Annotated in this window: 31 protein-coding genes and 1 tRNA gene; 13 read left to right on the forward strand and 19 right to left on the reverse strand. The window is 63.4% G+C overall.

What is annotated here, in order from left to right:
- The first annotated feature begins 147 nt into the window (after nucleotides 1-147).
- Nucleotides 148-534, forward strand: coding sequence for an NUDIX hydrolase (locus AC0L20_RS22670; protein WP_179950106.1), 387 nt, complete (start codon nucleotides 148-150; stop codon nucleotides 532-534).
- A gap of 1 nt (nucleotide 535) precedes the next feature.
- On the opposite strand, the gene AC0L20_RS22675 is transcribed toward AC0L20_RS22670, so the two are convergent.
- The 3 genes from AC0L20_RS22675 to AC0L20_RS22685 all read right to left on the reverse strand — a co-directional run bounded on the left by AC0L20_RS22675 (nucleotide 536) and on the right by AC0L20_RS22685 (nucleotide 1,539).
- Nucleotides 536-829, reverse strand: coding sequence for a hypothetical protein (locus tag AC0L20_RS22675; protein WP_473292259.1), 294 nt, complete (start codon nucleotides 827-829; stop codon nucleotides 536-538).
- Nucleotides 830-935: 106 nt separating this feature from the next.
- Nucleotides 936-1,175, reverse strand: a complete 240-nt coding sequence (locus tag AC0L20_RS22680) for a hypothetical protein (protein ID WP_473266461.1) — start codon at nucleotides 1,173-1,175, stop codon at nucleotides 936-938.
- Between the two features lie 121 nt (nucleotides 1,176-1,296).
- Nucleotides 1,297-1,539 carry a hypothetical protein gene (locus AC0L20_RS22685; protein ID WP_007590794.1) on the reverse strand — a complete coding sequence of 81 codons (243 nt, stop codon included), beginning with the start codon at nucleotides 1,537-1,539 and terminating at the stop codon, nucleotides 1,297-1,299.
- A 121-nt stretch (nucleotides 1,540-1,660) separates the two neighbouring features.
- Here AC0L20_RS22685 and AC0L20_RS22690 point away from each other — a divergent pair, with 121 nt between their 5' ends.
- On the forward strand, nucleotides 1,661-1,831 hold the full coding sequence (locus AC0L20_RS22690; RefSeq protein WP_247359396.1) for a hypothetical protein: 171 nt from the start codon (nucleotides 1,661-1,663) through the stop codon (nucleotides 1,829-1,831).
- 29 nt (nucleotides 1,832-1,860) lie between these two features.
- On the opposite strand, the gene AC0L20_RS22695 is transcribed toward AC0L20_RS22690, so the two are convergent.
- Nucleotides 1,861-2,031, reverse strand: coding sequence for a hypothetical protein (locus tag AC0L20_RS22695; RefSeq protein WP_007590796.1), 171 nt, complete (start codon nucleotides 2,029-2,031; stop codon nucleotides 1,861-1,863).
- Nucleotides 2,032-2,496: 465 nt separating this feature from the next.
- On the opposite strand from AC0L20_RS22695, the gene AC0L20_RS22700 reads away from it, so the two are divergent.
- The gene (locus AC0L20_RS22700) at nucleotides 2,497-3,159 is read left to right on the forward strand and encodes a hypothetical protein (protein ID WP_456764256.1); all 663 of its coding nucleotides are present in this window, start codon (nucleotides 2,497-2,499) and stop codon (nucleotides 3,157-3,159) included.
- Nucleotides 3,160-3,365: 206 nt separating this feature from the next.
- Here the strand turns inward: AC0L20_RS22700 and AC0L20_RS22705 are convergent, their stop codons facing one another.
- The gene (locus AC0L20_RS22705) at nucleotides 3,366-3,725 is read right to left on the reverse strand and encodes a hypothetical protein (RefSeq protein ID WP_473292263.1); all 360 of its coding nucleotides are present in this window, start codon (nucleotides 3,723-3,725) and stop codon (nucleotides 3,366-3,368) included.
- Nucleotides 3,726-3,888: 163 nt separating this feature from the next.
- On the opposite strand from AC0L20_RS22705, the gene AC0L20_RS22710 reads away from it, so the two are divergent.
- Complete coding sequence (locus AC0L20_RS22710) at nucleotides 3,889-4,095, forward strand: hypothetical protein (RefSeq protein WP_456764258.1); 207 nt, start codon at nucleotides 3,889-3,891, stop codon at nucleotides 4,093-4,095.
- A gap of 581 nt (nucleotides 4,096-4,676) precedes the next feature.
- On the opposite strand, the gene AC0L20_RS22715 is transcribed toward AC0L20_RS22710, so the two are convergent.
- The 6 genes from AC0L20_RS22715 to AC0L20_RS22740 form a co-directional block, all read right to left on the reverse strand.
- Nucleotides 4,677-4,859 (reverse strand): hypothetical protein, encoded by a 183-nt coding sequence (locus AC0L20_RS22715; protein WP_473292268.1) that lies wholly within the window; start codon nucleotides 4,857-4,859, stop codon nucleotides 4,677-4,679.
- 68 nt (nucleotides 4,860-4,927) lie between these two features.
- Complete coding sequence (locus tag AC0L20_RS22720; protein WP_456764259.1) at nucleotides 4,928-5,119, reverse strand: hypothetical protein; 192 nt, start codon at nucleotides 5,117-5,119, stop codon at nucleotides 4,928-4,930.
- A 48-nt stretch (nucleotides 5,120-5,167) separates the two neighbouring features.
- Nucleotides 5,168-5,551 (reverse strand): hypothetical protein, encoded by a 384-nt coding sequence (locus AC0L20_RS22725; protein ID WP_456764260.1) that lies wholly within the window; start codon nucleotides 5,549-5,551, stop codon nucleotides 5,168-5,170.
- 115 nt (nucleotides 5,552-5,666) lie between these two features.
- Nucleotides 5,667-6,023, reverse strand: a complete 357-nt coding sequence (locus AC0L20_RS22730; protein WP_456764261.1) for a hypothetical protein — start codon at nucleotides 6,021-6,023, stop codon at nucleotides 5,667-5,669.
- A 107-nt stretch (nucleotides 6,024-6,130) separates the two neighbouring features.
- The gene (locus AC0L20_RS22735; protein WP_156948904.1) at nucleotides 6,131-6,307 is read right to left on the reverse strand and encodes a hypothetical protein; all 177 of its coding nucleotides are present in this window, start codon (nucleotides 6,305-6,307) and stop codon (nucleotides 6,131-6,133) included.
- A gap of 281 nt (nucleotides 6,308-6,588) precedes the next feature.
- On the reverse strand, nucleotides 6,589-6,813 hold the full coding sequence (locus AC0L20_RS22740; RefSeq protein ID WP_473292274.1) for a hypothetical protein: 225 nt from the start codon (nucleotides 6,811-6,813) through the stop codon (nucleotides 6,589-6,591).
- A 124-nt stretch (nucleotides 6,814-6,937) separates the two neighbouring features.
- On the opposite strand from AC0L20_RS22740, the gene AC0L20_RS22745 reads away from it, so the two are divergent.
- The gene (locus AC0L20_RS22745; protein ID WP_456764264.1) at nucleotides 6,938-7,366 is read left to right on the forward strand and encodes a response regulator; all 429 of its coding nucleotides are present in this window, start codon (nucleotides 6,938-6,940) and stop codon (nucleotides 7,364-7,366) included.
- 770 nt (nucleotides 7,367-8,136) lie between these two features.
- On the opposite strand, the gene AC0L20_RS22750 is transcribed toward AC0L20_RS22745, so the two are convergent.
- The 3 genes from AC0L20_RS22750 to AC0L20_RS22760 all read right to left on the reverse strand — a co-directional run bounded on the left by AC0L20_RS22750 (nucleotide 8,137) and on the right by AC0L20_RS22760 (nucleotide 12,007).
- Nucleotides 8,137-8,212 (reverse strand) — tRNA-Lys (locus tag AC0L20_RS22750).
- A 314-nt stretch (nucleotides 8,213-8,526) separates the two neighbouring features.
- The gene (locus AC0L20_RS22755) at nucleotides 8,527-11,202 is read right to left on the reverse strand and encodes a glycosyltransferase (protein ID WP_473292278.1); all 2,676 of its coding nucleotides are present in this window, start codon (nucleotides 11,200-11,202) and stop codon (nucleotides 8,527-8,529) included.
- A 214-nt stretch (nucleotides 11,203-11,416) separates the two neighbouring features.
- Nucleotides 11,417-12,007, reverse strand: a complete 591-nt coding sequence (locus tag AC0L20_RS22760) for a beta-1-3, beta-1-6-glucan biosynthesis protein (protein WP_247289897.1) — start codon at nucleotides 12,005-12,007, stop codon at nucleotides 11,417-11,419.
- A gap of 330 nt (nucleotides 12,008-12,337) precedes the next feature.
- On the opposite strand from AC0L20_RS22760, the gene AC0L20_RS22765 reads away from it, so the two are divergent.
- The gene (locus AC0L20_RS22765; protein WP_473292288.1) at nucleotides 12,338-13,897 is read left to right on the forward strand and encodes a glycoside hydrolase family 17 protein; all 1,560 of its coding nucleotides are present in this window, start codon (nucleotides 12,338-12,340) and stop codon (nucleotides 13,895-13,897) included.
- Here AC0L20_RS22765 and AC0L20_RS22770 read toward each other — a convergent pair.
- Entirely contained in the window at nucleotides 13,857-14,237 is a 381-nt protein-coding gene (locus tag AC0L20_RS22770; RefSeq protein WP_063996284.1) for a hypothetical protein, read from the reverse strand. The genes AC0L20_RS22765 and AC0L20_RS22770 overlap by 41 nt on opposite strands.
- A 173-nt stretch (nucleotides 14,238-14,410) precedes the next feature.
- Here AC0L20_RS22770 and AC0L20_RS22775 point away from each other — a divergent pair, with 173 nt between their 5' ends.
- Nucleotides 14,411-14,557 carry a hypothetical protein gene (locus AC0L20_RS22775; protein ID WP_155809610.1) on the forward strand — a complete coding sequence of 49 codons (147 nt, stop codon included), beginning with the start codon at nucleotides 14,411-14,413 and terminating at the stop codon, nucleotides 14,555-14,557.
- 24 nt (nucleotides 14,558-14,581) lie between these two features.
- Here AC0L20_RS22775 and AC0L20_RS22780 read toward each other — a convergent pair whose 3' ends face one another.
- Nucleotides 14,582-14,737, reverse strand: coding sequence for a hypothetical protein (locus tag AC0L20_RS22780; protein ID WP_473292293.1), 156 nt, complete (start codon nucleotides 14,735-14,737; stop codon nucleotides 14,582-14,584).
- Between the two features lie 114 nt (nucleotides 14,738-14,851).
- Complete coding sequence (locus AC0L20_RS22785) at nucleotides 14,852-16,189, reverse strand: hypothetical protein (RefSeq protein WP_473292297.1); 1,338 nt, start codon at nucleotides 16,187-16,189, stop codon at nucleotides 14,852-14,854.
- A gap of 173 nt (nucleotides 16,190-16,362) precedes the next feature.
- On the opposite strand from AC0L20_RS22785, the gene glmU reads away from it, so the two are divergent.
- The gene (glmU, locus tag AC0L20_RS22790; protein ID WP_473292299.1) at nucleotides 16,363-17,730 is read left to right on the forward strand and encodes a bifunctional UDP-N-acetylglucosamine diphosphorylase/glucosamine-1-phosphate N-acetyltransferase GlmU; all 1,368 of its coding nucleotides are present in this window, start codon (nucleotides 16,363-16,365) and stop codon (nucleotides 17,728-17,730) included.
- A gap of 6 nt (nucleotides 17,731-17,736) precedes the next feature.
- On the opposite strand, the gene AC0L20_RS22795 is transcribed toward glmU, so the two are convergent.
- A complete protein-coding gene (locus tag AC0L20_RS22795; RefSeq protein ID WP_473292301.1) occupies nucleotides 17,737-17,955 on the reverse strand; it encodes a hypothetical protein in 219 nt (72 codons plus the stop codon).
- A 220-nt stretch (nucleotides 17,956-18,175) separates the two neighbouring features.
- Between AC0L20_RS22795 and glmS the strand changes: the two genes are divergently transcribed.
- The 3 genes from glmS to AC0L20_RS22810 all read left to right on the forward strand — a co-directional run bounded on the left by glmS (nucleotide 18,176) and on the right by AC0L20_RS22810 (nucleotide 21,825).
- Nucleotides 18,176-20,002, forward strand: coding sequence for a glutamine--fructose-6-phosphate transaminase (isomerizing) (gene glmS, locus AC0L20_RS22800; RefSeq protein WP_473292303.1), 1,827 nt, complete (start codon nucleotides 18,176-18,178; stop codon nucleotides 20,000-20,002).
- A gap of 88 nt (nucleotides 20,003-20,090) precedes the next feature.
- Complete coding sequence (locus tag AC0L20_RS22805) at nucleotides 20,091-20,864, forward strand: DUF502 domain-containing protein (RefSeq protein ID WP_473292307.1); 774 nt, start codon at nucleotides 20,091-20,093, stop codon at nucleotides 20,862-20,864.
- Nucleotides 20,865-20,967: 103 nt separating this feature from the next.
- Nucleotides 20,968-21,825 carry an NAD(P)-dependent oxidoreductase gene (locus AC0L20_RS22810; protein WP_473292310.1) on the forward strand — a complete coding sequence of 286 codons (858 nt, stop codon included), beginning with the start codon at nucleotides 20,968-20,970 and terminating at the stop codon, nucleotides 21,823-21,825.
- A 28-nt stretch (nucleotides 21,826-21,853) separates the two neighbouring features.
- Here AC0L20_RS22810 and AC0L20_RS22815 read toward each other — a convergent pair whose 3' ends face one another.
- Nucleotides 21,854-22,369 carry a P-loop NTPase family protein gene (locus AC0L20_RS22815; protein ID WP_473292314.1) on the reverse strand — a complete coding sequence of 172 codons (516 nt, stop codon included), beginning with the start codon at nucleotides 22,367-22,369 and terminating at the stop codon, nucleotides 21,854-21,856.
- Nucleotides 22,370-22,546: 177 nt separating this feature from the next.
- On the opposite strand from AC0L20_RS22815, the gene AC0L20_RS22820 reads away from it, so the two are divergent.
- Together AC0L20_RS22820 and AC0L20_RS22825 are read left to right on the forward strand one after the other, a co-directional pair.
- The gene (locus tag AC0L20_RS22820; protein WP_473292318.1) at nucleotides 22,547-22,936 is read left to right on the forward strand and encodes a nuclear transport factor 2 family protein; all 390 of its coding nucleotides are present in this window, start codon (nucleotides 22,547-22,549) and stop codon (nucleotides 22,934-22,936) included.
- 106 nt (nucleotides 22,937-23,042) lie between these two features.
- On the forward strand, nucleotides 23,043-23,873 hold the full coding sequence (locus AC0L20_RS22825; RefSeq protein WP_473292320.1) for a helix-turn-helix domain-containing protein: 831 nt from the start codon (nucleotides 23,043-23,045) through the stop codon (nucleotides 23,871-23,873).
- Nucleotide 23,874 lies beyond the last annotated feature (1 nt).

Consider the following 23,874-nt stretch of genomic DNA (forward strand, 5'->3'; position numbering starts at 1 on the left):
TCCAGCGCATCGAACGGCGGATCGGCCTGCCTGCCGGATTCGATCAGACCTGGCGGCCTTAGCCCCGTGTGATCAAGGTCCACGGAACTTGTCTATCCGACTAGACAAGTTACCATGGGCTCGATTCTTTTTTCGATTACGGCGGACATGGCGAAGTCTTCCAAACTGGTCGCCGCCAAGCGCGGCAAGGTATTGTTGGTCAGGCGTCGGTCGGACGGCCTGTGGATGTTCCCGGGCGGCCGCAAGCGCGCGCGCGAGTCCGACAAGGACTGCCTGCGGCGGGAGATCAAGGAAGAGCTGCCCAAGCTGAAGCTCGGCCGGATCAGCCTCTGGAAGGAAGTGACGACCAGGAACAAGCGCTCCGGCCGCAAGATGAGCGACGCGATCTTCATCGCCAAGGGCGCCAAGGGCAGGCTCGCGATCGGCGACAAGAACGAGATCGACCGCGCCGTCTGGCAGAAGCCGCGCGGCATCCGCCTGACGCCGACCTCGCGCTATATCCGCGACCGCCTGTTTCCGCGGAAGCGCGGGTGAGCTAGGCCTCCTCGTCGTCCTCCGACGAGTGCTGTATCCGTCCGGTTTGGGCCCGCGAAAAATTGGCGCGCGCTTGCGGTGCGGACACCCTGGCCATTTCGACTTCGCGCTGCTCCTTGCGAACCTTGCGCGCGCGCTTCATGGCTTGCTTGACCTGAGGGTTCGGCGAATCCTCCGCGAAAAACAGCACCACCTCGCAGCTCGGACATTGCCTGGAATAGCCGTCCTGCAACCGTCCCGCGCGGTCGCGGAACACGGTCTTGCAGCGCGTGCACTGAATCTGGACGAAACTCATGCGCGGTCGATCGACAATGACTGATGGAAATGGATCATCAGGTGATCCCAAATGTCTGAAGAAAGCCTGAACGCGTCCGGGACTCCAAGCCGCTTGAAACAGCCGCCTATTGCTTGGCCGCTATCGTGTCCAGGCAATGGTTGAGGTAGACGGTGCGATCCCTGGGCAGCACCTTCTCGAGATCCGCCTTCAGCGCGCATTCGCGCTGCCGCATCTGCTCGGCCCGCCGCTTCTCGGCTGCCTCGCGATATTCGGGCGCAACCTTGTTGGGATCGACGAGGGCCTGCGAGCGGGCGGGAGCCGTCACGGCGAGCGCAAGGGCGGTGATGACAATGAACTGTTTCAAATGAGCCTCCGTAAAAGGCTCATCCTAGCGCTCGGGCGGCGAGAGCTCAAACGGCAATTCGCCGAGACACCCGGCAGCGAAGTCGACTTCAACTACCTGAAGTTGGGACTCGTGAAATCCCTCACTTCGGGACGTGGTCGATCTTGTGGCCGAGATGCCCGGTGTCGTGATCGCGACGCAACTGGCTGAGCGATGTCTCGTTCAGCTGATGCAGGACCTCGCTGAGTTCAGTCGTATCCGGATAACCGGCGGCAAAACCCTTGCCGTAGATCTTGCGCAACGTACCGACCAGCGTGTTGCCGTGCTTCTTGCTGATCGCGCCATCCTTGTCGCGGTGGCGATGATCCAGGCCCGTGTCCTTCATGGCTTTCTCCCTGAGTGGCGTCTGCGCGCCTGGAGAGAGCGTGCTCCCAAACGAGTTGATTGGCAACGGCACGGCGCGCGGCAGTTGAGCCTCGTCAAGGTGTGGAAAGATCGAAGGATGTGTGAAGCAGTTCACAAGCGATGGTCGGGATCGCTGCTACGAAGGCCTCATTGCTTCACCAATTGATATTTTGAAAACGCCCCAGCGCTCCACCAGGCGCTGGGGTTTTCACGTCGATCACCGCAACGGCCAGAGCGCACGGCGCGCGATCGGTCGGGTGCTTTCCGAATGATGCCGAAGATTGATGCCGAAGGCGGGCGACTACGCGGCTTGCTCCTCGAACGAGGTGTAGACCTGGCCACCTGGACCAATCACCTGAACGCCCCAGCACCCGTCGGCGATGAGTTCCTTGGCCTTCTTGAGGGCGGCGGTGAGTGACAGCCGCTTGAGGCTGACGATTCCCGCCGTGTCGAAACCGCTGATTTCAAACATGCCGCTCCTCCCTGTTTTGTCGAATCCTACACTTTTTGAGCGGGTTGTCTCGCGGCTTTTGGGACAGGGATACAAAACCGCGAAAACAACCCCATGCACAGTAGCTAAGTCCTGCTGGCGCAACGCTTTCTTTTTGGCACACGGCGGTCTTGCATCCGGCGGAGACGCCGGTTGACTCGTCGGGCAAAACAGGGGTAGTTTGCCAACTTCGGAAAATCCGCTTCGGACCGCGGCCACCTCCCGGGATCGGGAGGAGCTCTCGCACCGGCCTGCGTGTCATGTCTGTCGCACGCCCCCGTAGTCGGCCGGGGTGGCGGGGCGTGCGGCAGGCCGCGGCCGCTAACGTGGAATTAAGCTGAAAAGCTCACAATTTTAGACAGTTGTAGATGGGTGCTGCGTAAGGGAGCCGTCGCGAGGACGTTCCGGCGACGGCTTCCTGTTGCTCGCTCATTTGGGGTCAATGCCATGACCACGACTTTCGAAACGCAAGGCCTTGTCGAACAGCTCGACCCTGCAGCACTTGCTGCGGCCATCGCCGCCGACGAACCCGCAAGCTTGGACGCTCCAGAACCGATCAAACGCTCCAGCCGCACGTCGGTCATGGCGCTGTCGGTGTGTGCGCTGGCCATCAACGGGGCGGCGGCGATCTACACATGGCCGTCCGGCCTGCCATCGCTGAACCTGAGCAGCCTGGCTGATCTGCTACCGCGGCAAGAGGCTTCAGTGCCAAAGCCGGATCCGGTTGTCGCTGCCTTGAAGGATATTCAGTCGACTCAGCAGCAACACACGGCTTCGCTGCAGGAGAGCAACCAGGCACTGCAACAAAACGCGGCTGTGCTGCAGGCGGATTCCATGGTGCTGCTTTCGCTGCGCCAGAGCATCACGGACGAACGGGTCGATGTGAAGAAGGTATCCTCCCAGCTGTCCACGCTGATTGCGAAGATCGACTCGCTGCAAAATGCCATGATGTCGGACGTCACGTCCTCCGTGCGAAGAGCGCATGCGCGCTACGGACTGTCCGCAGCGATCCGCAAGCGGCTCGCCAGGCAGTCGAAATCTGTAGGTCCCGTTTCAGTTGGAGGAGCGCCGCTGAGCGTGCCTGCTACAGTTTCGGCCCCGGAGAGCTGAAGCTAGGGTCAGGCAAGTCATCTGGGACCAAGTCATCTGGGACCAAGTGATCTGGGACTATGTCCGCGCTGACTTGGCGGGCTCACGCGAGCGGGGCTTTTGCCTGACTTGGAATTGCGGAATGCTGGTGACAGTGCAGTCCGGCACCGTCACCGGTGGATCCTAAGAAGCGATGACCAGGGGCCCGCCGGTTACCTGAGGGCCTTTCAATAGTAACGGCGCCGTGGACGGCGCTCGTAATGATCATCGCCGTAATAGCCTTGCCGGCCCTGTTGAAACTGCGGCGGAACCGTTCCGTTCGGGTAGCACTGGCCGTCGCGGGTATCGATATCGGCACCGTGTCCGCAAGGAACGGGATAGTGGCCATAACCTCTGCCGCCACCATGGTATTGCCGTGCGGCCTGTTCTTGCGGCGGCAAGTAGCCGTTGGGGTAGCACATGCCGTCGCGGGCGCCGACGTCCCAGCCGTTGCCGCACGGCGGTGGATGTACAGGGACACGGTATTGAACCTGATGAACCTCACCGAGCTGTAGAGCCAGCAAGGTTGCGATGACTGCACCGATCATCGGATCTTCTCCCAATCGCAATATGCCTACGACTGAGCGGCTGAATGATCGCTGAACGGGTTCACGCCGACGATCTTAACCTCACTTTAGGAAATCGTTGTCCGGCGGCGTCCCGTTGGATATAAAGGGAACCTTCCGCCAGCGTCAGTCGCGTCCGTGAGTCATGATTACGTACAAGCAGTACCATATCCAGCAAGTTGAGCACGGCCCCAAGCGCTGGGTTGCTCGCATCACGCGGACAGACGGCCAGAACATCCGCACCATTCTGCCGGCGACTGAGCGCCCCTACCTCGACACGAAGCCGACAGCGTCCCCCGAGGAAGCTGAGGCGCTTGCCAAGGAAGGCATCGACTTCGGCGGCGTGGTGTAGTCCGCCGTCGCCATCTCCCGACTTTCATTCGCGAACTCGCTGGTGACTTCATTCGCAGCGGTGGTGCGGGGCGTGCAGCTTTGTCCGTTACCGGCGATCTGCTCGACATGCTCGTTGATTGCTACGATCAGCGGCGGCTGGCATTCACGCGTACCCAGTTATGGGTACAGGCCCAAGCGCGAGATCAATAGACCGTTCATCGAACTGGTTGAACTAGGGAGGATAGGGCAACGGAAGGTGCTTTAGTTCGTCGGCCTCGCTCGCCAGCCGTTTTCCTGATGGGGAATGGTGGCAGTGATATCGACGTCTCTCACAGCGGATTGGCGCCACGCCGCCACCCCGAAGCACAGGGTCAGAGTCATGGCGGTCGCCAACAGCAGCACGGACAAAAACTGGCTCACGCGCACCCCCACAAGCAGAACATACTGAGGCAGCGAGCACGCACAGGCGATTCGGAAAATGCAGGCGCGCTGACCTGCAGGCAGTTTTCCCCAGGTTGTAAAACGGTGGATTAGCACCTTCGACCTTGCACCCGCCGCGGCTTCGGAGCCGCTATTGCAGGCCGGCTTTTTACCCGAAAACTATTGTGGCTCGGTTGGCTTGTCGCGCTCGTGGCTCTCGGCTTCGGCGGCCGCGCACGCATCCATGCCGTGGCATTTGCTTAGATAGTACCGGGCGCCTGCGAAGATCGAGCAAACAATCACCACGGAAACCAGCAGGACGATCATCCACCGACGATTCAACATTCCCATGACCTTCTGCACCCTCCATCCAACGCCGCCCGTTCGCTGACCGGCTCAACGAGGCGAGGCGAAAGCTGGATTGGCTTAAATCAGACCTTGCGCTTCGGATTCAGTCGAGCCTCACGCTCCAGCCGCTCGGACTTCAGGCGTTTCAGGTTTTCCTGAAACTCCGGCGTGGCTTGACTGTCGGCTATCGTCTGTCTCGATCCTATCGGATTGAGGGTCCTTCGCTCGGCTTCGTCCGCGATTTGTTGCTCGGCCGACCGTTTGGGTTTGATCATTTGCTTTTTGCCTTGAGGCCGGGATTGACCAAGCTGGCGCCGGTCAAATCATTTTCGATTTGGCCGATCGCGTCGAACGTTCTGGAATTCCTCCGGTCCCTTGACGAGCCGCCGCTTGCGGCTGGCCTGGTCATCCGGGCTCGCTTTGTTGTCTTTGAGCTTGTCGATCGCGTTACCCGCCATTTCCCGAGCCCGCTCGGACGAGGCCTTGGCGGCAGACGTAACCGCGAGCGCGGGGGCGGGTTTGCCCAATCCAATATCGACCAGCCGACGGATGGATTCAGAGCGAGCCGGAGTGTCTTCCTGCCGCGACGCCCATGCGTCGATCTGAACGACAGTCGATTCCGGCCAGCGCGTGCCGATCTGGACGCCCTGACCAGTAGCGGGGCGGCCGCGATGCTTTTTGGCACGAATCTTTTTTGCTGGTTTCATTTTATTTGGTACCAAAAAATCATGCCAAGGGGAAGCGCGAACTTCCGATAAGTGTGCTGGTTTGGTGCGCTGGCACCGCGATCCCCGCGCAACATCACGATCACAGGTTTTGAAGTCAGGCGGCGCCCCGGAGAGGAAGCGCCAGTTGCACAGCAAAAGGTCGGGAAGCATTTGCCTGGACGAAGGCCTGCAAGGCCGGCGTGATCTCGCTACTCGTGACACGCTCGGCAAGCTCATCTGCGATCTCGCTGGTGGCATCGCGAGACCGGCCCTCGATCGCGTTGAAGGCGACGATACGGACGGGATAGGCGTACTGCCCGGAGAGCAGGTCGCGGATGATGGTCTCGACGTCGGTGTCCTGCTCGTCGGTCTCACGCCAGGAGCAGCCGGCGCGCGCGCCGAAGTCTTCCAGCACCAGGTAAATCTCCCGGTCGAGCCGATCCAGCGGCACAATCGACGGCGCATGACGCATAACGCAACTCCTACCCAAAAAAGAGCAATTGCGCTGCCATGGGGATCGTTCCGTTCCCGCGTGAGGGGCAAGGCTTATGCGGAAAAAAGCCGTCCGCTGAGGCGGCCTTATTCCTTGTCCTCAGTCCAGGTGCGGTCGCCGCACCGGCACTCATAGACCCGGACCGTCAGCCCGCGCATGGCGTCCATCATCGTGTGCTTGAGCTTGGGTTGAGCGCCGCAGCTACAGCGACGTTCCTCTCGGGTCTTGGCGCCTGAAAATTTATCGCTGCTGAAATAGTTCATCAACTCACCCTGCCAAAGGTCAGTCGTTAAGTCCCAAAGTGGACATTTGTTCCCACAGCGGATTTGCCAAGCGTGGCTCGGCTGGTCATCAGAGATGGGGCGGGCGAAGCAGAAGTGCGCCACCTATAGGAACGACGCCCATCGGCCAACCTTGGTTCTACATGCGTTTTAGACGCATAAGGCTATCGGTTCGGTAGCCGGGAGCGGCCTCAGCCCTGGGTCTGCCACCTTGGCCTGGGGCCGTTTCCTTGGTGTAGGCGGCGCGTTGCGATCCGCCAGGGTCATTCCGCGGCTCGCAGCCCTTGCTCTGTTGGCTCATAGCGCTGGCCATACTGTTTGAGCCAGCCGCCTTCGACCATCTTCCGCGCCATAGCCATCGTGCATATCGGCTGACCGCCGCCTGGGTGATACAGGCCGTCTGCGCGCTGGATCAGGTAGCCGTAGACGCGGGCCTGTCGCAGCGGCTTGATCATACCAGGAAAGAGAACGACGGAGTGGTCGGTCATTGCCCAATCCCGAACATTTCGGGTTACCGATCGTTCCAGATCCGCTTGGACACGCCAATCGCCGGCTAAGTCGAGGGACGTATGCCTTGGCCTAACCTCATTTCTTAAGGCTCGACTCGAGGAGTTGGGTCGCAAAGTCGTCGCCGATGCAGGCACCCTGAAGGAGGCCATCGGAGTCGCGTGGGTGGCTGAGTTGGATCTGGCCATTCTCGACCTGAGGCTTGGCGATGAAACGACTGAACTCGTGGCGGAGATCACTCGTGGTCGCGGCTTGCCATTTTTCTTCCTGACCGGCCATACATCCGATGGATTGCCAAGTGGCTTCCGCAATGCTCCCCGATTGGAGAAGCCGGTTCTCTGCTCCGCGCTCCCGAAGATGACGATAGCTGCGCGAGGTCTTGAGCGGCTAGGCTGCGACCTTCACGCTGCGGCCTTGCCCTTCGCCAAGCTTGCAAGGTCCTTCCAGGCCAAGGCGGTCCGCAACCACTTCAACCGCTCGGCGGGACAGGTCGCGGCGATCGCCTTCTGCATCGCGGCGATGGCTTCTGCTTGATGGTCTAGGTCTCCAATCATCGGAGCAATCATTCGCCAGAATTATTAAGACCTGCGAAAATCCACAGCCCGGAAAACTACCGGCTTACGCCGCCGTCGAGCCTGCATCCAAGCCTGGCCCTGTGGACTCGCCAGTCCGGCGCCATCCGCTCGCCCCGTCGTGCGGGGGGGGCGCTATCATAGGTTAAAGCGCGACTCAGCAAATGCAGCCGAGGATCAACTGGCAACAGGCTGGGGACGCCGGGCGATGGCACAGTCACGCTATCCGTTGATCCGGAGGTGGACACCGGAGGAGCATCAACAACTGCTGGCGATGGCGGCGGCCGGGTGTCGACCCAGCGAGATCGCGCAGGCGCTGGGCAGGACAGAACCGGCGGTGCGAGGCCGCGCGAATTTGCACAACATTCCATTGCGACTGGTGGCGCAAAAGCGGAAGGGCCCATGATCAAGGGCGTGGCCATAGCTGCTCTCGTACTGGCGGCGGCGAGTCTCGCAGACCAGCGGTTGTCCTAGGGGCGCTATACCGATGCGGCGCTGAGGCTCCTGCGCGAAATGAGCATTCATTCCGGCGACAATTACGAAGAGACAGGGAGCGATCACTGATGCAGGACCTTTGCCGCCCAGTCGGGCCTCATGTCCGCGGCGCGCGTGCCGCGAGCGGTGCAGGGGCATCAAGCGCCGCGCATGCTACACCGGCAACCGATCTGCAGACACAGCGCCGACACACAGTTTATCGGAGCGCGTCGTCTCGGCGTAAGTATCTAAGTGATTTGGTGAGCGCGCTGGGGCTCGAACCCAGGACCCCGTGATTAAAAGTCACGTGCTCTACCGGCTGAGCTACGCGCTCCCATGGCCGCTGATGGCTTTGAAGAAATCGCCATCGTCTTCGGTCATTTGGAAAAGCATGTCTTGCCGCCACGTCGACGCAAGCGTTGCGGGAAAACGGCTGTTTCCGGATCATGCTTTCGGCCCGCGCTGTGTAGGGGGATGGGGCGCGGAGGTCAATAGCTCGGGTGGTTGCCGAAGTTGAAGGCAACAGCGCGAATTCGCTCGCCGTTTCCAATGCTTGAGCCGGGGTTCTCAACCGGAATGACGGGCCACCATCCACGCCGAAGAACCCGCGACGTCTGCCCATGGGCCGGATGCCGCGTTTGGAGCCCGTCAGTTCGCTTCCCGCCGGACCTCGCTCGGCACCGGCACTTGCTGCGGCGTGCCGGCGGGGGTCGGCAGCGCGACCGGGCGCAGGCCGATCAGCTCGGCGGTGCGGATCGCGCTGTCGCGCCAGAACTGGAACGAGTTGATGCGGCTGAGCTCGAGAATGGCGATGGCGACCGCAGCCAGGAACGGCAGGCTCTGCAGCACCAGCACGCCGGCGAAGATGTAGATCTCGGTGATCTGGCGATAGCTGTTGGAGGCCACCAGCACGCCGGCGCCGATCAGGAGCAGGGCGCCGATCACGGCCTCCCAGAACGCCTGGAACTCGATCGACATCCGGGACAGGCCGCCCTTGGACGTGCGCGCGAACGCGATGTGCTCGGTGATCAGTCCCTGCGCCACCGCGCGCGACACCGTCCACTGCACGCTCATCGCTGCGATCATCGCACCCAGCATCTGGCCGGGCTTGATCGCGACGCGCGCGCGGTACATCGACAAGAAGTGCGCGAGCGAGACGATGAAGGCGCCGATGATCGGCAGCGTCAGGATCTTGTCGGGGATGGCGATGTCGGCGAAGGCGACGATCGGCACCCAGACGAGGTTGAGCAGCGCCACGACCACGCCGAGGCTTTCGGCACCCAGCCAGTTCAACCAGCCGAGGCCATATTCGCGCTTCTGGTCGGGCGTCAGCCGGCTCCGTCCGGGCATGAAGTTCCGCCAGTGCTTCTTGACGATCTGGAGACCGCCGTAGGCCCAGCGGTGACGCTGCTTCTTGAAGGCCTCGTAGGTGTCGGGGAGCAGGCCCTGGCCGTAGCGGTGGTTGGTGTAGTGGGTGGTCCAGCCGAGCTGCTGGATCGAAAGGCCGAGATCCGAGTCCTCGCAGATCGTGTCGGACGACCAGCCGCCGGCCATGTCCATCGCGGCGCGGCGGATCAGGCACATCGTGCCATGCACGATGATGGCGTTGGTCTCGTTGCGCTGGACCATGCCGATGTCGAAGAAGCCGGCATATTCGCCGTTCATGATGTAGTGCATGATCGACAGGTCGCCGTCGCGATGTTCCTGCGGCGCCTGCACCAGGCCGACGCTGGGATCGGCGAACGCCGGCACGAGATCCTTCAGCCAGTCGGGATCGACGACGTAGTCGGCATCGAGGATGCCGATGATCTCGGCGTCGACGGCGGTGCGATCCATCGCGATGCGTAGCGCACCGGCCTTGAAGCCCTGCACCTTCTCGGCGTTGATGAACTTGAAGCGTTCACCGAGCGCGCGGCAATGATCCTGGATCGGCTGCCAGAACGCAGGGTCCGGCGTGTTGTTGATGATGACGACGCATTCGTAGTTCGGATAGTTCAGCCGCGAAAGCGCATCGAGCGTCTGCTTGAGCATCTCGACCGGCTCGAAATAAGCGGGGATGTGGATCGAGACTTTTGGGAAGTAATTCTCCGGAACGCTCTCGACCGGCTTGCCCTTTGTGAGCAGCCGCTGCGGCGGCCGGCCGAACGCGACGGCCGCGATCTCGTCGATGCGCGCCATCGCGATCAGCACGAGGGGAACAAGCAGGATCATGCCGAGCGTGAGCGCGAAGGCGGAGCCGAAGATGAAATAGTGCCCGTTCCAGAACGCGAACACGGTGGCAGCCCAGGCGCCGACGCCATTGGCGGTGGCCGACAGCAGGAACGCCTGCTTCGCCGTGGGCTGCTGCAGCCGCAGGATCGGCAGCGACAGCAGGATCCCGACCAGGAGGGCTACACCCATCAGCTTCCAATAGTCGGGATTCTCCACCGGCCCGGTCCAGGCGAATTTCGGCTCGCGGCTGGCGTTGAGGATGCCCCAGTACGGACCGACGCCGCCTTCGAAGTATTTCCAGGGCTGATCGATGGCTTCGACAATGTTGTATTCCATGCCGATGGCGTCGGCGCGGCTGACGAAGTTGCGCAAGGTCAGTGCCTGCTGGAACGGACCGGGGTCGGCGTTGCGCAAATTGTAACCCGCACTCGGCCAGCCGAACTCGGCGATCACGATGCGCTTGCCGGGGAACAGGTTACGTAAAAGATTGTAGCGGTCGACGGCCTGATCGACCGCCTGGTCCGAGCGGAAATTTTCCCAGTAAGGCAGCACGTGGGCGGCGATGAAGTCGACGTTGGAGCCGAGGTCGGGATTGTCGCGCCAGATGTTCCAGATCTCGCCGGTCGTGACGGGCACGCGGACCGCGCCCTTGACCTTCTTGATCATCTCGATGAGGTCTTCGACCTTCTGCTCGCCGCGGTAGATCACCTCGTTGCCGACCACGACGCCGTTGACGTTGCTGTTCTTGCGGGCGAGCTCGATGGCGGCCTTGATCTCGCGCTCGTTGCGATCCTTGTCCTTGTCGATCCAGGCGCCGACGGTAACCTTGAGGCCGAACTCGGCCGCGATCGGCGGCACCAGTTCCACGCCGCCGGTGGACGAATAGAGCCGGATCGCGCGCGTCATCGTTGACAGCGTCTTCAGGTCGGCGCGGATTTTCTCCACCGATGGGATGTTGTCGATGTCGGGGTGAGCCGAGCCCTCGAACGGGGCGTAGGAGACGCTGGGCAGCAAGCCCTTGAAGTCGGGCGCGGGTTCCTTGTCGCGCAAGACTCCCCAGAGGCCGGCGTGGAGCGCGGACACAAGCAACAGAACGGCGGCGACAACCCGCATCGCGGCTAAACCAAAAGGGGCTGAGGGGGCAGGGAAGCGGATCCGACCCCGAGATCCGACCAAGTCCGCGGCAAATGGAGCATACCTCTGCCGCGCGGTTTCACAACTGTCATCGCCTCATGACCATATGAGGGCATGCACATTTCGGAATTCGCAGCAGTGCCAATTGCCTCTATCGCCGATCGTTCCTGAACGCAGCCTGAAACAATCGCGGCTATTTCGGGGGCGCCGGTGACGGGCTTGCCGCCGGCGAGGGGCTTGCGGCCGGCTGCGGCTGCGCATTGCCCGCTGCCGGCGCGGCCGGCTGCGAGGCCGCGGCCGCCGCCTGCTGCGGCTGCGACGCCGGGTTGATCCAGCAAGCGTGCACACGGCTGTCCAGGGTCTCGGCGACCTTGGGATCGATCTGGCCGCCGAAGCGGGTCAGGCAGCGGAACGCAGCCTGGATGTGGCCGCCGGGGCAGCCGAAGCGGTCGTAGAGGTCGAGATGGCGGAATGCGGTATCGAGGTCATCCCGCCACATCAGCCGCACCACGCGCCGGCCGAGCCAGACGCATTCGGGGTTGCCGGCCGGGCCGCTGATGACCTGGGCTGCTTCGGCGAATTCGTCGGTGCGGCGCTGGTTCTGGGCGGCATCCTTGGCCGCGTCGGCGGGTTGGGCGGCTGCCTTGCTCTGGTCCGGGGCGGGCGTGCCGCTCTGGGCGGAGGCGGCGCCGATGCCCATCAGGATGACAAGGGAAGAAACGGCCAAGGTGGCGGCGAACTGCCGCAGGACCGCATTTCGTAACTCGAACACCCGTTGCCGCATGAATTCCCCAATATATCACTGACCGTCCGCGTCAGGACCTTCGCGGACGCGCCTGCGTGATGGCGTCCAAATGGGTCTCCAATGCGGCGGAAAAGTCCTCCCGAGTCCATGGCCTGAATCTGGAATTTTGTCCAGCAAAGTCACGATCCTAGGCCTCGGTCGAACGGCCGCAGGTAAATTCCTCAGGGGAGGGATGGATCCATAACGGAGTCACCCCCTTGGCAGACGGCGTGCTAGCAGGTAATCGACGGCCCTTCGCGGAGGACGGAACCGATTTCTCTTCGTACGCCACTGGCGCTTCTGCTCGTTTCACTGGGTGCGATCGCTGCCGTGTGGTGGTGGCTTGCCACGCCGATCTCGCTCGCGCGCGCCCCGATCGATCCCGCCGACAAGGTCCAGTGCGTCTCCTACGCGCCGTTCCGCGGCGAGCAGTCGCCGCTGAACGCGTGGACTCATATCGAGGCCGACCAGATCGAGCAGGACCTGCGCCAGCTCAAGGAGATCACCGACTGCGTCCGCACCTATTCGATGGAGAACGGGCTGGACCAGGTGCCGGCGATCGCGGCCCGGATCGGCGGGCTGAAGGTGCTGCAGGGCATCTGGCTCTCCAGCAACCGCACCAAGAATTTCGAGCAGGCCGCGCTCGCCATTCGTCTTTCCAAGGATTTCCCCGGAATCATCACCAGCATCATCGTCGGCAACGAGGTGCTGCTGCGCGGCGAGATGACGACCGCGGACCTCGTCTCCATCATCCGCTCGGTGAAGGCCCAGGTCAGCGTGCCCGTCACCTATGCCGATGTCTGGGAGTTCTGGCTCAGGAATCGCGAGATCTATGACGCCGTCGACTTCGTCACGATCCACATCCTGCCCTATTGGGAGGACTTCCCGGTCAAGGCGAAGTTTGCCGCTTCCCATGTCGAACAGATCCGCGAGCGCATGGCGGTCGCATTTCCCGGCAAGGAGATCCTGATCGGCGAAACCGGCTGGCCGAGCGAAGGGCGCATGCGCGAGGGCGCGCTGCCGTCGCGCACCAACCAGGCGCGCGTGGTCTCGGAGATCCTGAGCCTCGCGAAAGCGCAGAAATTCCGCGTCAATCTGATCGAGTCCTACGACCAGCCGTGGAAGCGCAAGCTGGAAGGCACCGTCGGCGGCTATTGGGGCCTCTATGATTCGGTGCGCCGGACCCTGAAATATCCGCCGGGCCAGCCGATCAGCAATTTCCCGTACTGGAAATGGTACATGGGCGCCGGCATGGGCCTCTGCGTGCTGGTGTTCGCGGTGGCCGGCCTGACGTTGCGGCGCAGGCCCTGGACGCCGCGCTTCTCGGCCTGGCTCGGTGTGGCGATCTCGGCGACCTCGGCAGGCATCCTGCTCGGGATCGGCGCCGACAAGATGTACTACGAGAGCTACGGCATCGGCGGCTGGCTGCTCTGGGGCACGCTGCTCGCGGCCGGCATCCTGTCGCCGATCTTCTGCGCGCAGGCGATGGTGATCGGCCGCAGCCTTCCGACCTTCCTCGATCTGCTCGGTCCGCGCGAGGGCCGGAAATGGTCGAAGCTCACCGCCGTGCTCGGCCTGACGCAGGCGGTGACGGCAGTGATCGCGGCGCAGACCGCGCTCGCCTTCGTGTTCGACCCGCGCTACCACGACTTCCCCTACGCCTCGCTGACGATGGCGGTGGTGCCGTTCGCGCTGTTGATGCTGAACCGGCCGCAGATCGGCCAACGCCCGATCGCGGAGTCGGTCTTCGCGGGCGTGCTGACGCTGTCGGCGGCCTATGTGCTGTTCAACGAAGGCCGCGACAATTGGCAGTCGCTATGGACCTGCGCGATCTATCTCTTGTTCGCGCTCACGCTGTGGCGGGCGCGGGCCGAGCAAATCCAAGAATGAGCAGGCCGATCGCCAGGCCCGACAGCACGACATTGTAGAGCACGATGCCGAGGCCGGCGGCGATGATGCCGACGGTCAGCAGCACGATCGACGGCCGCATCAGGTTCAGCGTCGCCACCACCAGCGCGACGATGCCGAACACCGAATTCTTGAACAGCACGGTCGAGACCGAGCGCGCCTTGCAGACCAGGGTCTGAAGCCCGGCGTCGCAGGCGAGACCGACCTGCGAGTTTTCGATTCCGAGATAGCGCAGATAAAGCGCGTAGCCGACGCTGGCGAAGCCGACGACGATCAGGAACTGCACCTGGTAGGGCGTGAGGCGGAAGGGCTTTTTTGTCATGGCGGCAATATGGTCGGGATGGCGCGAGCGGGCAACAGGGAAGGTGAATTTATGTCGATCGCGGCCAGTTAAAGGCGGCCGCGCGTGGCCCGAAATATCCAGGAACAGGCTGGGGCTGCGCAGGTTTTGAAACGGTGTGACCGCGCAACGCATGCTGCATACAAGGAGCGAGCATGGAAAAGCCAACTCAGGAGCAACTGGACGAACTCAAGAGGCTGAGCAAGCAAGCTCGGGTCGAGGATTGGTCGGAACTGGTTCAGTCGAAGGATGAAGCTGACAACCGCATTCGCGACCTGAAGGAAAAAGCGCGCATCGAGTAGGTGATTGCGTGCGCCGATGAGCTCTCAAGGGCGAGTTTGTATCGTCCGGTTCTGGTCCCTCAGCCGACGTTCGTATTTTTCGGCCAAGGCCAGCAATCGCTTCTTGATATAGGGGTCGGCCTGTTCGGCCAATTCGCGGATAAGCGCGAGGTGCTCGCGCAAAAACGTCTCGTCCGCCATCTCCGCTCCGAATCATCTTCGTCGCGGATACTGCCGTCTTATGCCGGGCGCCTTCGTATCGTTTGATACGTTAGCCGCGAGATGGTCTTCCCCGCCGCAGAGCGGATGCCGCGTCTACCGCCTGAAGAAGGACGACAGCGTCGATCCCGCCGACGCCGTCTCCGGCTTCGGCTGTGCGGCCGGCTGCGCCGCAGGAGCAGGCGCGGGCTCCTCGCGCTTCGACGAGCGTTTTGAGGAATAGCTGCGGCGATGCTTGTCCGGCTTGGCGGCGGGCGCGGGCGGCGGGGCGGTCTCGGCTTGCGGCACCGAATCCTGGTTCTTGTCTGAGTTCTTCTCCTGAACTCGATCCTGAGTCTTCTCTTGCTTTTCCTGGCCGCCGCGCATTGACAGCCGCTGACCGTCGAACACGGTGGTCTCGCAGTGGCGGTCGTTCTCGGCGAGGCCGGCGCAGAGTTTTGCCGCAGCCGCTGCGTTGATCAGCGGGCCGGCACCGAGGCGGAGCTGCATGCCGAGGCCGGTGTTGCCTTCCTTGATCATGATGATCGGCCGCAGCGCTGCGACCTCGGGATTGGATTTGGTGAGCCCGCGCCACAATGCGCGCAGGCCGTCGAGCGAGTTGGCGCCACCGAGATCGATCGCAAAGCGCGTCTGCTGGACCGCGATCGCGGGAGCCTCGCTTTCGGCGGCCTCCGGCGGCTTGGCAAGTGCGGCGGCGACTTCGATCGGGGCCGGCACTGGATCGGGCTTCTTCTCGGCAGCCTTCTCAGTGGACTCGGGCTGAATCAGTTTCGGGGCGGCCGGATCCGGCGGCGCCATGATCGATTTGGATGGGACCAGCGGAAGCATCGGCAGTGGCGCCGTCGTCGCCGGGGATTGCGCGACGAGCGAGGCCGCGGCTGCGCTCTGCGGCGGCGGGCTCGACGGCTCCTTTGCGGCCTCGGTGCGCGGCTTGTCGTTGGCCGGAGCTGGTGTCGAGGCGACCGGCCCGATGCCGGGCGCCGGCGGCCCGATCAAAGCTGGCGCGTCCTGCGGCTTCGCAACGGACGCCTGCGGCGGCGTTGTCGTCTGCTTGGCGATGGCGCCGGTGACGGAATCGAGCCCTTGCTCCAGCACGGTGACGCGCGAATAGAGCCGGTCGCGATCGGTGTTCAGCGTCTCGATGGCGGAGGCGAGGCGTCGGGCCTCGTTCTGGCTCTCCTTGGTCAGGATCTGGAGCCGGTCGGCCTGGCGCGCGAGATCGGCGGAGGCAACCTGGTCGCGCCGCCAGCCGAGCTGGGCCTGGTTGGCGAACACGGCAAGCACGACGGCGCCGACGGCCGCCACGCCCCATGAGCCCAGCCGCCACATCATGCCGCGATCGAACGAACTCTCCTCGGCCACAAGTCCGGAGAACAGCCCGCCGGTCTCCTTGGCGCCGAAGGCATCCGCCAGTGGGTCGGAATCCTTTGCCATGAACGTTAAGTGCCCAACCCCTGTCCGGCTTCCCCGAATCAATCAGGGAACATTAACAGGAAAAGCGTGTCGCACTTGAACTCCGGGCGTTTGCGGGGGTAGCAAGGCGATAGCTCATCAGGGCGGCCGTCGCCCGCTGGCGCCGATCGATTCGGCCGATTAACAGGATTTCGATGACCGCCCGTTCCAGCCTCACGATCGTGCTCGCCGCCGGCGAAGGCACGCGTATGCGCTCACACCTGCCGAAAGTGCTGCATTCGGTTGCGCATCAGAGCCTGCTCGCCCACGTGCTCGCCGCGGCGCCCAAGGGAACCGGCACCTCGCTCGCAGTCGTGATCGGACCCGACCATCAGGCGGTGGCGGACGAAGCAAAGCGCATCCGCCCCGACGCGCTCACCTTCGTGCAACAGGACCGGCTCGGCACCGCGCATGCGGTGCTGGCGGCGCGCGATGCCATTGCGCGGGGCGTGGACGACCTGCTGATTGCGTTCGGCGACACGCCGCTGATCTCGGCCGAGACCTTCGCGCGGCTGCGCGCGCCGCTGGCCAAAGGCGCCGCGATTGCAGCGCTCGGCTTCCGCGCGGCCGATCCCACCGGCTATGGCCGCTTCATCGTCGAGCGCGATCGCCTAGTCGCGATCCGCGAGCAGGCCGATGCCAGTGCCGAGGAGCGCAAGATCGACCTGTGCAATGCCGGGGTCATGGCGATCGACGGGCGCCGCGCGCTCGCGATCCTCGACCAGATCGGCAATGCGAATTCCAAGGGCGAATATTATCTGACCGACGCGGTCGGCATTGTCAGCGAACAGGGATGGGATGCCGTGGTGATCGAAACCAGCGAGGACGAAGTGCGCGGCATCAACACCAAGGCGCAGCTCGCCGAGGCCGAAAGCGTGATGCAGGCGCGGTTGCGGAAAGCGGCGATGGAGGCCGGCGTCACGCTGATCGCGCCCGAAACCGTCTATCTCGCCGCGGATACCGTGTTCGGCAAGGACGTGACGATCGAGCCCTTCGTGGTGATCGGCCCCGGCGTTTCGATCGGCGACGGCACGGTGGTCCATTCCTTCTCGCATATCGTCGAGACCAAGCTCGGCAAGAAGGTCTCCATCGGCCCCTATGCGCGGCTGCGGCCCGGCACTTCGCTCGGCGACGGCGCGCGCATCGGCAATTTCGTGGAGACCAAGGCCGCGACGCTGGAGGCTGGCGTTAAGGTCAACCATCTCTCCTACATCGGCGATGCCACGATCGGCGCCAATTCCAACATCGGCGCCGGCACCATCACCTGCAACTACGACGGCTTCAAGAAGCACAAGACGATCATCGGGCAGGGCGCCTTCGTCGGCACCAACTCCTCGCTGGTCGCACCGGTGACCATCGGCAACGGCGCCTATATCGGCTCGGGCTCGGTGATCACCCGCGATGTGCCTGATGACGCCATGGCGCTGGAGCGCAGCCCGCAGACCATCCGCGAAGGTGGTGCGGCGCGCTATCGCGAGATGAAGACGGGTGGCAAGAAGCCTGAAAAGAAGCCGGAGAAATGAGGCCCGCTATTCGTCGTCGGCGAATTCCGAGAAGATCGCGCGCGTCAGGCGCCAGCCGCGCGCCTTGGCGCGCTTGGCCGGCTCGCCGGCGACGTGCTTGATGAAGACGGGCTTGCTTTCCTTGCCGCGCTGGGGCGGCGGCCAATGCGCAAGGTGCGTGCCGGTGGTCTCGCTGGCGCGCACCGACATCGATGACAGACTTTTGCGGTCGGATGAGCCTTTCATGGCCTTCTCTCCTCGGTCTGCAAGGGTTGGCCAAATTTGTTGACAACAAGTTAACACGCGCGGTTTAAGGCCCAGCCAGTTCGAGGCAGGCGAGGCTCGTCGCCGTCGGTGCTGTCTCAATCAGCAATAATTATTGAGTATCTGGTTCCTTAGGAACTTCGCTAAAAACCGAGCGCGTCGTTTAGGCGATTTTTCGACGATTTGGGGGATATTGATCCGCATGTGCGGGATTGTCGGCATTCTCGGGCGCGAACCGGTTGCAGAGCAATTGGTGGATTCGCTCAAACGTCTTGAATATCGCGGCTATGACTCGGCGGGCGTCGCCACGCTCGAGGGCAAGCATCTCGAGCGCCGACGCGCCGAGGGCAAGCTGAAGAATCTGGAGAAGCGGCTGGAAGTCGAGCCGCTCAAGGGCACGACCGGAATCGGTCACACCCGCTGGGCCACCCACGGCAAGCCGACCGTGAACAATGCGCACCCGCACGCGACCGAGCGTGTCGCCGTGGTTCACAACGGCATCATCGAGAATTTCCGCGAGCTGCGCGAGGAGCTCGAGAAGAAAGGCACGGTGTTCCACACCCAGACCGACACCGAGATCGTGCTGCATCTCGTCGACGATCTGCTCACGCGCGGCAACAAGCCGGTGGAAGCGGTGAAATTGACGCTGGCGCGTCTGCGTGGCGCGTTCGCGCTCGGCTTCATCTTCGCCGGCGAGGACGATTTGATGATCGGCGCCCGCAACGGTCCGCCACTCGCGATCGGCTATGGTGACGGCGAGATGTATCTCGGCTCCGACGCCATCGCGCTCGGGCCGTTCACCGACACGATCAGCTATCTCGAGGACGGCGACTGGGTCGTGCTGACCCATACGAGCGCTTCTATCTTCGACAAGGACGGCCACGCCGTCCAGCGCGAGAAGACCAAGCACGCCGCCTCGACCTCGCTGGTCGACAAGGCCAACTATCGCCACTTCATGGCCAAGGAGATCCACGAGCAGCCGGAAGTGGTCGGCCACACGCTGGCACGCTATGTCGACATGGCGACCGAGCGGGTCTCGCTGCCGGTCAAGCTGCCGTTCGACTTCAAGAATATCCAGCGCATCAACATCACGGCCTGCGGCACCGCGAGCTACGCCGGGTTCGTCGCAAAATACTGGTTCGAGCGTTTCGCGCGCGTGCCGGTCGAGGTCGACGTCGCCTCCGAATTCCGTTACCGCGAGGCGCCTTTGCGCAAGGGTGATCTCGCCATCTTCATCTCGCAGTCTGGCGAGACCGCCGACACCCTGGCCGCGCTGCGTTACGCCAAGGACCAGGGCGTGCACACGGTCGCCGTCGTCAACGTGCCGACCTCGACGATCGCGCGCGAAAGCGAGACCGTGCTGCCAACACTGGCCGGCCCCGAGATCGGCGTCGCCTCGACCAAGGCCTTCACCTGCCAGCTCATGGTACTGGCAAATCTTGCGATCGCGGCCGGCAAGGCGCGAGGCGAACTGTCCGACGAGGACGAGACCAAGCTCGTCCACGGGCTCGTCGAGATCCCGCGTTTGATGTCGGATGCACTCACCACCGAGCTCCAGATCGAGAAGCTCGCGCGCGAGATCGCGAAATCGCGCGACGTGCTCTATCTCGGCCGCGGCACCAGCTTCCCGCTCGCCCTCGAAGGTGCGCTGAAGCTGAAGGAGATCTCCTACATCCACGCCGAGGGTTATGCCGCCGGCGAGCTCAAGCACGGCCCGATCGCGCTGATCGACGAGACCATGCCCGTCGTCGTCATCGCGCCCTACGACCGGGTGTTCGAAAAGACCGTCTCCAACATGCAGGAGGTCGCTGCCCGCGGCGGCAAGATCATCCTGATGACCGACGCCAAAGGCGCGCAGGAGGCAACCGTCGAGTCCCTCGTCACCATCGTCATGCCCGACATGGCGGCGGCGTTCACGCCGATGGTCTATGCCGTCCCGGTTCAGCTGCTCGCCTATCATACGGCGGTGATCATGGGGACCGACGTCGACCAGCCGCGCAATCTCGCGAAATCCGTGACCGTGGAATAGGCAGAAGGGTCGGGCCGGAACGCTTCGTGGTCTTCCAAAACCTGCTAGAAGACCCTAGCTTGAACGAAGCGACCGACCTGGAACCCGAATGAACCCCCGTGACGACGCGCCAGCGCCTCTTGATCCCGTACCGGAGCCGCATACCGGCCTGATAGGCCGCTTTCGCAATTACTTCCTCACTGGTCTCGTCGTGACGGGACCGGTTGCGATCACCTTTTATCTGGTGTGGTGGTTCGTCACCTGGGTTGATGGCGTGGTGCGGCCATTCGTACCGCTGGCCTATCGGCCTGAAACCTACATGCCGTACGTCATCCCCGGCTGGGGACTGATTGTCGCATTCTTCACGCTGACTCTGGTCGGCTTTCTCGCGGCCAATTTGATCGGCCGGACGCTGGTCGATGTCGGCGAGACCTTCCTCGGCCGCATTCCGGCAGTGCGCGCCATCTACCGCGGCCTCAAGCAGGTGTTCGAGACGCTGTTCTCGGGCAAGGGTTCGAGCTTCCGCAAGGTCGGCCTGGTCGAGTTTCCCTCGCCGGGCATGTGGTCGATCGTACTGATCTCGCAAGCGCCGAACGAGGATGTCTCTCGCAGCCTGCCGGGCCAGGAGGAGCACGTCTCGGTGTTCCTGCCGTGCTCACCGAACCCGACCACCGGCTTCTTCTTCTACGTGCCCAAGAGCAAGATTGTCGAAGTCGACATGAGCACCGAGGATGCCGCGACCCTGATCATGTCGGCCGGCGTTGTGCAGCCGGGCTCGGCACCCGACCCGAAGAAAGCGGCGGCGCTGGCGGGCATGGCGAATGCCGCGCGTATTGCCAACGCCTCGGCGGCGCTGCAGCCCCAGCCTGCGAAGGTGGAGTAGGGCCATTCCTCTGCGGGATGGCCGTCGGTCACGCGGGCGTCCCGTCCTCTGCTAGTCTCCGGTGAATCGAGCGCGTTGCTCGGATTTCGATCTGGAGTGCACGATGTCCAAAACCATTGTGATCCTCGCGCCCGGTGCCATGGGCAGTGCCGTGGCCCGCCGTCTCGGCGAGCACGGTGCGCGCGTGCTGACGTCGTTGAAAGGGCGGAGCGAGGCGACGCGCAAACGCGCGGTGGATGCCGGCATGATCGGCGCCGAGGACGACGCGATCGCGGACGCCGACATCATCCTCTCGATCGTGCCGCCGGGCGAAGCCGTGGCGCTCGCCGAGCGGCTGGCCGGGCTGATCGTCCGGCGCGAGAAGAAGCCGGTCGTGGTCGATTGCAATGCCGTCAACGTCGACACCGTGATGAGGATCGAGGAGATCATCGGCTCGGCACAGGCGCCGTTCGTCGATGCCGGCATCATCGGGTTCCCGCCCCAGCCCGGCGGCAAGAGCCCGGCCTTCTACATGTCCGGCGAGCACGCCAAGGATGTCGCCGTGCTGAAGGATTTCGGGCTCGACCTGCGGATCGTCGAAGGGCCGGTCGGTGCCGCGTCCGCGCTCAAAATGTCCTACGCCGGTATCGTCAAGGGCCTCGCCGGCATCGGCTCGGCGATGGTGGTCGCGGCAACGAAAGCGGGGGCTGCGGATGCGCTGCGCGACGAACTCGCACTCAGCCAGCCCGCGGTTCTGGCCCGGCTCGAAGTCGCGCTGCCGGACATGATCCCGAAGGCCTATCGCTGGGTTGCGGAGATGCGCGAGATTTCCGGCTTCCTCGGCCCCGATCATCCGGCCAGCCAGGTTTACGAAGGCTTTGCGCGCTGGTTCGAGCATCTCGCCGAGGACGCGAAGGGCGAGGCGGCGGATACCGACCTGATGAAGGCATTCGCCGCGCGTATCGCGCAGAAGAAATCCTGATCGTTTGGTCTCGCGTTACGGTCATCGATCATGTGCCGTGCACCGAATCCAGAAACCCCTGGATGTCTCGATCGCGTCTCAGGCGCACGACCGGGACGTCAGCGCCATACTGCACGCGCTCGGCCTCGATGACCGGCGCGCGCTCGGTGTCGTAGCGCCACGCCTCCCGCATCAATTTCCAGTCGAACTGTTCGGGGCACCCCTCCGGGAGGTCAGGCCGGGTCTTGTCGCGATCGAAGGCGGAGCGCAGGAGAATGCGCCACTGGCAGAGCCAGCGCGGGCGGTCGATGACGACCAGCGTATCGGCGCGCGCGAGCGTGAGATCGAAGGCAAGTCCCGAGAAGCTGCCGTCGACGACCCATGCGTCGCCCGCGATCGCATCAGCGACGCGCGCCCGGAAGCTCGGTTTGTCGGATGGCTTCCATCCCGGCCGCCAATAGAGCACGTCGAGATGCACCACCGGCAGCCCGAGCTTTCGCCCGAGATTCCGGGACAGGCTCGTCTTTCCGCTGCCCTGACAGCCCACGACGATGATCCGGCGCATCGTCGTAGGGTTCCATAAAGTCGGGCCCAGGGAAAGAGGAGGCCTGCCGAACGCCCGTTATTACCTGGCATGTAATTGAGCCCATCCGCAGCCTGGCTACTGTCCGGTCATCCACCCGACGGGACGCATTCAATCAAGCCTCCTGTTGCGTGCGTGTCAGTGCATGAGGAGAGAGCTATGCAAGTCGTGTTTACGAAGAAGGAGCCGCCGCAATGGCTGCTCAACATGTGGCAGGAGATCGACGACAAGACCTTCGGACCAGGCTTCGACTGTTTTACGGAGGATGCCGTTTGCAACCTCGGCGTCGCCGATTGGAGAGGGCGCGAGGCGATCCGCGCCAGTCTGAAGGCCTTCATCGACACCGGATTCACCGCGCTGCATCACATCACCGAATATTGGGATGCAGGCTCGCTGAAGGTGTTTCGGGGTGTCGTCGACATGACACCCGATGATCCCTCGATGAAGACGGTGCATCCCACGATGACGCACTTCTTCTACATGGACGAGAAGGACGACACCAAGGTACGGCACTGGGTCGGCGCCGTGGGACCGGTCGCCTTCGGTTGATCGCCACGAACCTGCTACTGTCGGCGGTGGTGCCTCGGATGAGCCGACGCACCGCTGCCGATGCGCGTTGACGATGCCGCAGATCGACAGGAAGGACCGACTGACAATGAAAGCGACGGCCAGTGCCCTCAAGACGCGCACCAGTTCCGCGGGCGCGCTGCTGCGTCAATGGCGGGACATTCGCGGCAAGACGCAGCTCGACCTGTCCTTCGACGCCGGCGTCTCGCAGAAGCACATCAGCTTCGTCGAGAGCGGCCGCAGCGTTCCGAGCCGCCAGATGCTGCTCGATCTTGCGCAAGCCCTCGACGTGCCCTTACGCGAACGCAACGAGCTGCTGCTGGCCGCCGGCTATGCGCCGTCTTATTCCGATCCCGAGATCGAGGCGCCCGCCATGACGAGCATCAACCGTGCCCTGCAACGCATGCTGCGTCAGCATGAGCCGTTTCCCGCCATCGTCATGGACCGCTACTGGAACGTGCTGATGACCAATGAGGCCGCGCCGCTTCTGTTCAATTGCTTCGTCGACATGTCGGCGCGGCCGGCGCCACGAAACCTGCTGCATCTGATGTTCGATCCGGACGGCATGCGCCCCTTTATCGCGAACTGGCCGCAGACCGCACGCGGGCTGCTCGCACGGGTGTATCGCGAGGCAGTCGGACACGTGGTGGACATCAGGACGAAGGCGCTGCTGGAGGAACTATCGCAATACCCCGGGGTGAAGCCGGAATGGCGCGCGCCATCGGCCTCCGATGCGATGCCGATGATCCCGCTGTCCTTCGTCAAGAACGGCGTGACGCTGGACTACTTCTCCTTGATCACGACGGTCGGAACGCCGCAGACGGTGACGGCGGAGGAGCTGCGGCTCGAGTGCATGTTCCCCGCCAACGAGGCGACCGAAGCGGAGCACGGCAGGTTCTTGGGCGCGCACGCGGGTTGAG

This window comes from Bradyrhizobium sp. Kon58 (genome assembly GCF_055807455.1).